1 protein-coding gene (only partly in view) is annotated in these 8,933 nt (G+C 44.6%); it reads right to left on the bottom strand.

Annotated elements, in window-relative coordinates; genetic code table 11:
• Window position 1: 1 nt before the first annotated feature.
• Window positions 2-8,933, bottom strand: the 3' end of a protein-coding gene (locus HDF25_RS00805; RefSeq protein ID WP_184621796.1) for a non-ribosomal peptide synthase/polyketide synthase. Its footprint extends 24,674 nt past the window's final position; the window shows 8,932 of its 33,606 coding nt (coding positions 24,675-33,606); the start codon falls outside the window, past its right edge; it ends in the stop codon at window positions 2-4.

The following is an 8,933-nucleotide window of genomic DNA, read 5'->3' as shown; positions in this document are numbered from 1 at the left end:
TTTATAGGTCTATTGTTTTGGAGTCTTCTTCTTCCAGGTCATCATGCTGTATATGAATATATTTGGCCAGTGAGTCAATCGTACTGAGTTCAAATACTGTCCGTACGGCTACTTCCACTCCGAGTACTTTCCGAATGGCCGAAATCATCCGCATCACCTGCAGTGAATGTCCGCCCAGTTCAAAGAAATTATCGTGGATACCTACCCGGTTTACCCCCAGCAACTCCTGCCAGATCACCGCCAGGTTCTGTTCCATTTCATTACGCGGAGCGATATATTCATTGGCTGTCAATCCGTCCGTATCAGGTTCAGGTAAAGCTTTTTTATCCAGTTTACCATTTCCAGTCAGCGGCAGTTTGTCGAGAACAACCCAGAATCCAGGAACCATATATTCTGGTAAACGGCTTTTCAGGAACGATACAACGGCATCTTTATCAAACTCAATCTCAGTTACGACATAACCTACCAGACGTTTATTCCCCTGAGCATCTGTCCTGGCCAGCACCACACACTGATCAACCTGATCATGCTGTGCCAGCACATGTTCAATCTCCCCGAGTTCGATACGGTAACCGCGGATTTTCACCTGTTCATCATTACGTCCGATATAAGTCAGGTTACCATCCGGCAGCAGACGACATAAATCGCCGGTTTTATACATTCGCTCACCATTTAAAAATGGATCGGCAAAGAAACTAGAAGCCGTTTGATCCGCACGGTTCAGATAACCACGGGCTACCTGTACTCCAGCGATATATAATTCGCCGGTTACCCCCGCAGGAACTGGTCTTAACTGACTATCCAAAAGATAAGTCCGCGTATTACCCAGTCCTTTACCAATTGGGACTCCTTCATCTGTTCCCAGACCTTCATAACGATATTCCAGGGCTGTAACTGTAGTTTCAGTTGGTCCATATTCATTGTAAAAATCGACATAAGGCTTCCAGGCTTCGGCCAATGAGGCACGGCAGTATTCACCACCTGAAATAACCCGTTTCAATCCGCCATAGCGGCCTGCACTTAGTGTTTCCAGGAATCCAGGGGTAGCATGTAAATGGGTAATCCCCTCGGTAATTAACAGCTGTTCCAGCACTGTTGGATCAAGACGGCTCGCCTCATCCAGTAAAACCAGTGTTGCACCATTTAACAGGGCCAGGAAAATCTGCTCTACAGAAGCATCAAAATTGTAATTCGAGAACTGCAGAATCTTTTCACTGTTATCTATTCCGAATTTCATCCCCTGATAGGCAATCAGATTCACAACACTGCCATGCTCAATCAGTACTCCTTTTGGCTGACCGGTGGAACCTGAAGTATAAATCACATAAGCCAGGTCAGAAGCAAAAGCTCCATTCAGTGGTGCTTTTTCAGGATAGACCGCGAACAGTTCAGTATTGTCCAGCAGGATTACAGGTAAATCCGTAGCCGGTAATAAACCAGCGATGCTTGTATTACTCAATACCAGCGATGCATTAATATCCGCCAGTATATAAGCTATACGTTCGGTTGGATAATCCGGATGAACAGGAACATAAGCAGCACCTGCTTTCAGGATACCCAGTATACCAATGATCATTTCGAAAGAACGATCTATAAACAAAGGAATCAATGTATCCCGGCCAGCACCAAGACTAATCAAATGATGAGCAAGTTTATTGGATCGTTTATCCAGTTCTGCATAACTCAGCTGATCTCTTCCAAAAATCAATGCTGCAGATCCAGCCGAAGCACGTACCTGTTCCTGAAAAAGATCCGTCAGCGTTTTAGAAGAAGGATAAGTAAATGAATTATCATTCAAATCAGTCAGTAAACCTTGTTTCTCATCTGCTGTCAGGATATCAATCGCATCCAGCATTCCTTTTTCAAGTGTTATGATTTGTAGTAATGTCGATTTAAAGTGACCTGCTATAGCCCTGATATAATTTATATCCAGTAAACTGCTGTTATAATTAAAAGTGATATTAGTTTCTTCACCAGTTCCTATAATCAGACTCAGTGGATAATTACCCTGTTCGTGCATACTTACACTTTCGGACTGCAAAGTCCAGGGTTGTGCAGACAGCACTTTATCTACCGGATAATTTTCAAACACCAGTAAACTATCAAATAATTCACCTGAGACCTCAGACCATCTGCGGATATCATTTAGTGTAGTATATTGATAATCACGGCTGCTGATCTGATCTTTCTGAATAGCTTGCAACCAGGTAGCAATAAGCTGCGCAGGAACAGCTGTAGCACGTAGTGGAAGTGTATTGATATACATACCCACTCTTTGCTCTACTCCTGTCAGATCATCAGGACGACCAGAAACAATCACTCCATAGACCACATCTTCCTGACCTGTATAACGTGTCAACAGATAAGCCCAGGCCCCTTGCATCAGTGTGTTTAATGTAATATGATTACGCTGTGCATAAAGGCTAAGTCTGGATGTAATTTCTTTATCCAGATGCAATTCTTCGTCCTGATATACCCCTATACCTTTGGTACGGTCAATGGTTGTGCTGATGAAAGGCAGCAGACTAGCTTCTTCCAGACCTTCCAGATATTTACTCCAGTAAGTTCTGGCTTCTTCTGCATCCTGTCTTTCGATATAACGGATATAATCCTCATAACGATCCTCAGCAACAGGTAATACCGGCTGTTTACTGAATAGCATTTCATATACCTGCATCAGCTCACCAAGCAATACTGCCAATGACCAGCCATCCAGCAATACGTGATGATAAGTCCAGAAAAACTGGTAACGCTTCTCATCCATGCGGATTAAAGTTATCCGCATTAAAGGAGCAGCCTTTAAGTCAAAAGCTTCTAAACGATCTGACTGTTCATAATCGAGGATATATTGTTTTTGCTCTTCTATATTCATCGTACTACAGTCCAGTATGTTTATTGGAATTTTCACCCCTGCATAAACACATTGTACCGGTACTTTAAACTCATTATAATAAAATCCGCTGCGCAGGATACTGTGACGCTGCAACAGCTCTTCCCAACTCCGGACAAAAATTTCGGGTACCAATCCTGTCAGTACAGTACTGAACTGTTCGATATAGGCACCTGCCTGATCATCATATAAACTATGAAACAGCATTCCTTCCTGTAAACCACTCAATCTGGACATACTTTCCAGCTGTGTCCTTCTTGTAGCTCCGTTATATTCAGCATCCAGGAAAACATCCAGTTCTTCATTGCTGATCTCCTCTCCCAGGTTATAATCTGATGGCGTAAATACAGGGGTCTCCACCTCCACACAATGTGCGATCAGCTTCTCCAGCTCCACCAGGTAAACCGAAGCCAGACCTGCAATCGCTTCTTCCGTAAAATGACGGCTACTGTAACTCCAGTTCAATTGTAAAGTTCCACCCTGGATCGAACTGTTTATCGATAACAATTCTCTCACCGGATGTCCTGTTCCAACCGAACGGCCTGATGACTCACCTGCACCTGATAATACCGTGTCTTTTGAATCACTCACCAGATTATCCAACTGTCCCAGGTAGTTAAACTCTACTTCCCAAGGATCTGAAACCTGTAAGGCTGCAGCTTTATCCAGGTATTTCAATACCCCATAACCCAGGCCTTTATCAGGTACCTGACGCAATTGCTCTTTCAGGTCTTTCAACTGTGAACCAGTATCTTTCCCTGAGGCAACTTCCAGTACCACAGGATATAAACTGGTAAACCAGCCTACCGTACGGCTGATATCAATTCCACCGATCAGATCCTCCCGGCCATGACCTTCCAGTCCGATCACGACACGAGCTGAACCATTCCAGGCAGATAAAGTCAGCGCCAGGGCCGATAACAACAAATCATTGATCACTGTATGGTAAGCACGCGGAACATCCTGTAATAACTGACGGGTACGGGCTGCATCCAGTGCTGCACTATACTGATGCATATCCTCACTGCTCAGTGTCCCTGACCATTGCTGAACACGGCGCAAAGGAGAAGGCTCGGCTGCTGCTTTTGCCCAGTAACCCAGTTGTGCCTGTACACGGGATTTTGATCCATAGTCCACCAATGACTGATGCCATTGGCGATAAGAGGCCGTTTTAACCGAAGGAAGTGGCCCCCCCTGCAGTAACTGTTCCAGCTCTTCCAGTATAATACGCCAGGAAACACCATCCACGGCCAAATGATGAACAACCAGCAACAAACGGTTAGCCTGTTCAGCTTCCGGCGTTAAGATCAACACGGCACGGAATACAATTCCTGCTGTCAAATCCAGACTTGACTGATAACGGTCATTATGTGCTTCAAGGGCTGATGACAGATCTGAAGACAACACCTCGCGCAAATCACTGATTTCCAGTACGGCAGAGGTATGACCATAATACTGCTCCCAGCCATTCTCTCCCTGTTGATACCTAAAACGCAAGGCATCATGAGCACTAACCAGCTGAGTGATCGCTCCGGCTAAAACAGCACTATCCACACTTTTAGAGACACTCAGGAAAACGCCCTGGTTATAATGAGATAGGGTCTCACTACCCGATTCCAGGTAATGCTGCTGGATCGGCAGTAAACCACTTAACCCTTCCAGTAAACCCTGTTCTCCTGCGGCTACACCAGCGCCTTCAACTGACAGACAAGCAGAAAGTCCTGCAATGGTCTGATGGACGAATAAGTCCCGCGGATGAAGACTGAAGCCTGCACGACGTGCGCGGCTCACCACCTGAATCGTGATAATCGAATCACCACCCAGTTCAAAGAAATTATCATAAATACCTACCTGAGAAACATGCAATAACTCTTCCCAGATTTTAGCCAGTAAACTTTCCTGTGCATTACGTGGTGCAACATAATGATGGCTCTGCAAACTGTCCATATCAGGATCAGGTAAACCTTTACGGTCAATCTTCCCGTTACCGGTCAGTGGCAATGCAGACAGGGAAACAAACAAGCCCGGAACCATATACTCTGGTAAACGGTTCTTCAGCCAGCTGACCGTTTCCTCCCGATCAAATTCTCCTTCTGAAACCACATAAGCTACCAGACGTTTATTCCCAACTGCATCTGTTTTCACCACTACTGCGGCCTGTAAAATACCAGCAGCCTGCTGTAAAATAGTCTCTATCTCGCCCAGCTCAATCCGGAAACCACGGATCTTAACCTGATCATCGATACGTCCTAAATATTCTATCGTGCCATCTGGTAACCAGCGCCCCAGATCACCTGTCCGGTACATCCGTTTGCCGCCCTGTTCAAATGGACAAAGCACGAAACGGGAAGCACTCAGCTCGCCGCGGTTCAGATAACCACGCGCCACACCAATTCCAGAAACACAAATCTCTCCGGGAACACCAACTGGACATAGCTGATCTCCGGCAGACAATACATAAATACGCATATTCTGAACCGGATAACCGATAGGTACATTGATCCGAGATGGGGTCTGGTGCATGATATAATGACAAATATCATCTGAGGCCTCAGTCGGTCCATAAGCATTCACCACCGGAATACTTCCATAACCCGCATGACCAAACCACTGAGCCAGTAGCGGCTGACTTACCGCTTCTCCTGTCACCAACAGATAACGTAAAGCATGCAGAGATACCGCTATATTTTCCTGTAAAACAGCATTCAGATAAGATGGTACTAGCTCCAGGATCGTAATCCCGTCTGCTTCCACAGCAGCCATCAGTGAAGATGGCTCCAGGATCTGTCCGGAAGAATAGATCACCGTCTTTCCACCACAAAGTAAGGCCGAAAACAACTGCCATACCGAAATATCAAAGGTGTAAGAAGCAGTAAAGGCAACCACAGATTCTGCGTTTAACTGTAAATCATTGATCTTCGCATACAAATGGTTCAGCATACCCGCATGTTCGATCATTACTCCTTTAGGTTTACCTGTAGAACCTGAGGTATAAATCACATAAGCCAGATCGGAAGGACCGGATGGATTAGCCGGTGCAGTCACTGCACGGTTATTAATTTTCTTCCAGTCGGTATCCAGCAGCACAGTATCTACTGCAGCAAAAGCAGCAATATGAGCTTTCAAATCCTGTGTAGTCACCACTACTGTTGCCTGGGTATCTTCAAGCATAAAGCTAATTCTATCTTCAGGATAACCCGGATCAACCGGAACATAAGCCCCTCCTGCTTTCATAATTCCAAGGATCGCCACTGCCATTTCTGCCGAACGTTCCAGGCAAACCGGAACCAGGGTATCGGTCGTCACTCCTTTGCTGCGCAGATAGCGCCCCAACTGATTTGACCGTTCATCCAGTTCCTGATAAGTATAAATCTTGTCCTCAAAAACGATAGCTGGTGCTAAAGGATGATGTGAAACCTGAGCTTCAAAAAGACTCACAGCAGTTTCTTCATGTGGATAGAATGTCGTTGTATCATTGAATACTTCCAGCTGCTGCTGCTCTGCATCAGTCAGCAATTTCAGCTCACCGATCAAAACATCCGGTGCAGTAACCACAGCCTGTAACAACTGTTCAAAATGTTTGCTCAGTCTCGCTATAGTTTCAGCAGTATATAAACCGGTACAATAAGTGATGTATCCGTTTAACTCTCCATTACTTTCAAGCATGTTAACCGTGAAATCAAACTGAGAGGTGATAGCACCTATTTCTTCCTGCGTAAGGACAAGCTCACCCAGACTTAACTCAGGCATTTCAGGTGTGTTATGTAATTCAAACATCACCTGGAATAAAGGAGTACGACTCAGATCTCTTTCTTTCACTACTGCTTCCACTATCTTTTCAAATGGAAGTTCCTGATGTTCATAAGCATTTAAGGTAGTTTCCTTAACCTGCTTCAGGAAAGTAGTAAAAGGTAGACTCAGATCTGCATGACTGCGTAAAGCAAGGGTATTCACAAAAAATCCGATCAGATTTTCAGTTTCCTGCTGCACTCTGCCTGCTATAGAACTACCCACACAAATATCCTCTTGTCCGCTGTAACGTGACAACAACACCTTGAAAGTTGCCAGTAAGGTCATAAACAAGGTTGAATCCTGTTGACGGGAAAGCAACCGAAGTTGTTCCAATACATCCTGTTTCAGGACAAACGAATGCACAGCCCCATTTTTACTTTGAAGACCCGCACGCTGAAAATCAGTCGGTAACTGCAATGTTTCTGTGCCACTAAGCTGCTTTTTCCAGTAGCCCATTTGCTGATCCAGTACTACTGTTGTAAGCTGTTCTCTCTGCCAGATTGCAAAATCGGCATATTGAATGGCCAGTTCAGGTATTTGTAATTCTTCTCCTGATGCAAAAGCTTCGTACAATGCTGCGAGTTCCCTGATCAGGATACTCACCGACCAACCATCAGAAGCGATATGATGCATGGTCAGTACCAAAACAGCCTCTTCCTGATCCAGTATGATCAGATCGGCACGTAATAGATGATCTGTAGCCAGGTTAAATGGAGCAGATACTAATTCATTGATCCGCTGATGCAATGAATCTTTTTCTGTATCAAACTGCTGCGTAACCTGCAACTTCCATAAATCTCTTGCTAGAATATGCTGTCTGGCTTTTCCGTCTTCCTCCAATATTACTGTACGTAATACCTCATGACGGTTCATAATATAACGGATAGCATTTTCCAATGCTTTCTGATCCACTCTTCCTTTTAATCTTAATGCAGTCGGAATATGATAATGTATACTTCCTTCCAGCTGATCAATAAACCACAGACGCTCCTGGTTAAAGGATAAAGGAATCAATACCTCTCCAGACCTTTTTTCAATAGCCATTCTGACCATATGCGGAGCCTGATGTTCCATATAAGCGGACAGTTCTGCAATAGTCGGATGATTGAAAAGAACTTTTACGGTCACTTCGGCCTGTAGCGTTTTACGCAATGCAGCAATGACACGCATAGCCAGTAAAGAGTGACCTCCCAGTTCAAAGAAGTTATCATATACCCCAACCCCTGAGAGCTGAAGCAGATCCTGCCAGATGGTAACCAGTTTTTCTTCCAGAACATTTCGGGGAGCAACATAATTACCCGCTGTCAATGCCTGGTTATCTGGTACAGGTAAAGCTTTCCTGTCTATCTTTCCATTTGGGGTCAGTGGTATTTTTTCCAGCTCAACCAACAAAGCAGGGATCATATATTCAGGTAGCTTTTCTTTCAGATAAGCCAATATACCCTCCCTGTCAAAAGCCCCTTCCGGAATGACGTAACCAATTAGTCTGTTATTTCCATACGGATCTGGTTTAACCGCAACAACTGCTGTATTGACCAGTTCACATAATTGTAACTCTGCCTCGATTTCTCCTGGTTCAATACGGAATCCACGGATTTTAACCTGGTCATCTATACGACCCAGATATTCGATATGCCCATTAGGTAACCAGCGGCCAAGATCTCCGGTGCGGTATAAGCGAGCACCCGGTTTACTACTAAAAGTATCAGTTATAAATTTCTCTGCACTCAGTTCAGGACGGTTCAGATAACCACGGGCAACTCCTGCACCACCTACACAAAGCTCACCGGCAACTCCTGCAGGACAGAGTTTACCCTGTTCAGTCAGAATATATACCTGTACATTTTCTATTGGCTGACCAATAGTGACCATATTATCTTCCTGAATAGGCTGATCGGTCAGACTGGTACATACCGTATTTTCTGTAGGACCATAGGCATTAATTACGCGGATACCCTTTGACATCATATAACGCGCATCTTCCCTGTTTAATGGTTCTCCGGCTGAGACAACCGTAGTGACAGGTCCCAGGACATCTTTTACAATGTGCTGGTAAGATGGCGGTAAAGTAACCACCTCCACTTTATGTTTTTGAACAAAAGCACCGAAACTTTCCTCCGAAAGCAAATCTTCTTTTTGAGGTAATACTAATACCCCTCCACTCAATAAAGTGTTAAACACTTCATAACAGGAAGCATCAAAACCAAAAGAAGCGAACTGCAGGAATCTTGTACCTTCTGTTAGACGGAGC

Origin of the sequence: Pedobacter cryoconitis (assembly GCF_014207135.1) — a bacterium.
GTDB lineage: Bacteria > Bacteroidota > Bacteroidia > Sphingobacteriales > Sphingobacteriaceae > Pedobacter > Pedobacter cryoconitis_D.
The sequence above is the reverse complement of the archived record's forward strand: the minus strand, read 5'-3'. Positions and strand labels throughout refer to the sequence as shown.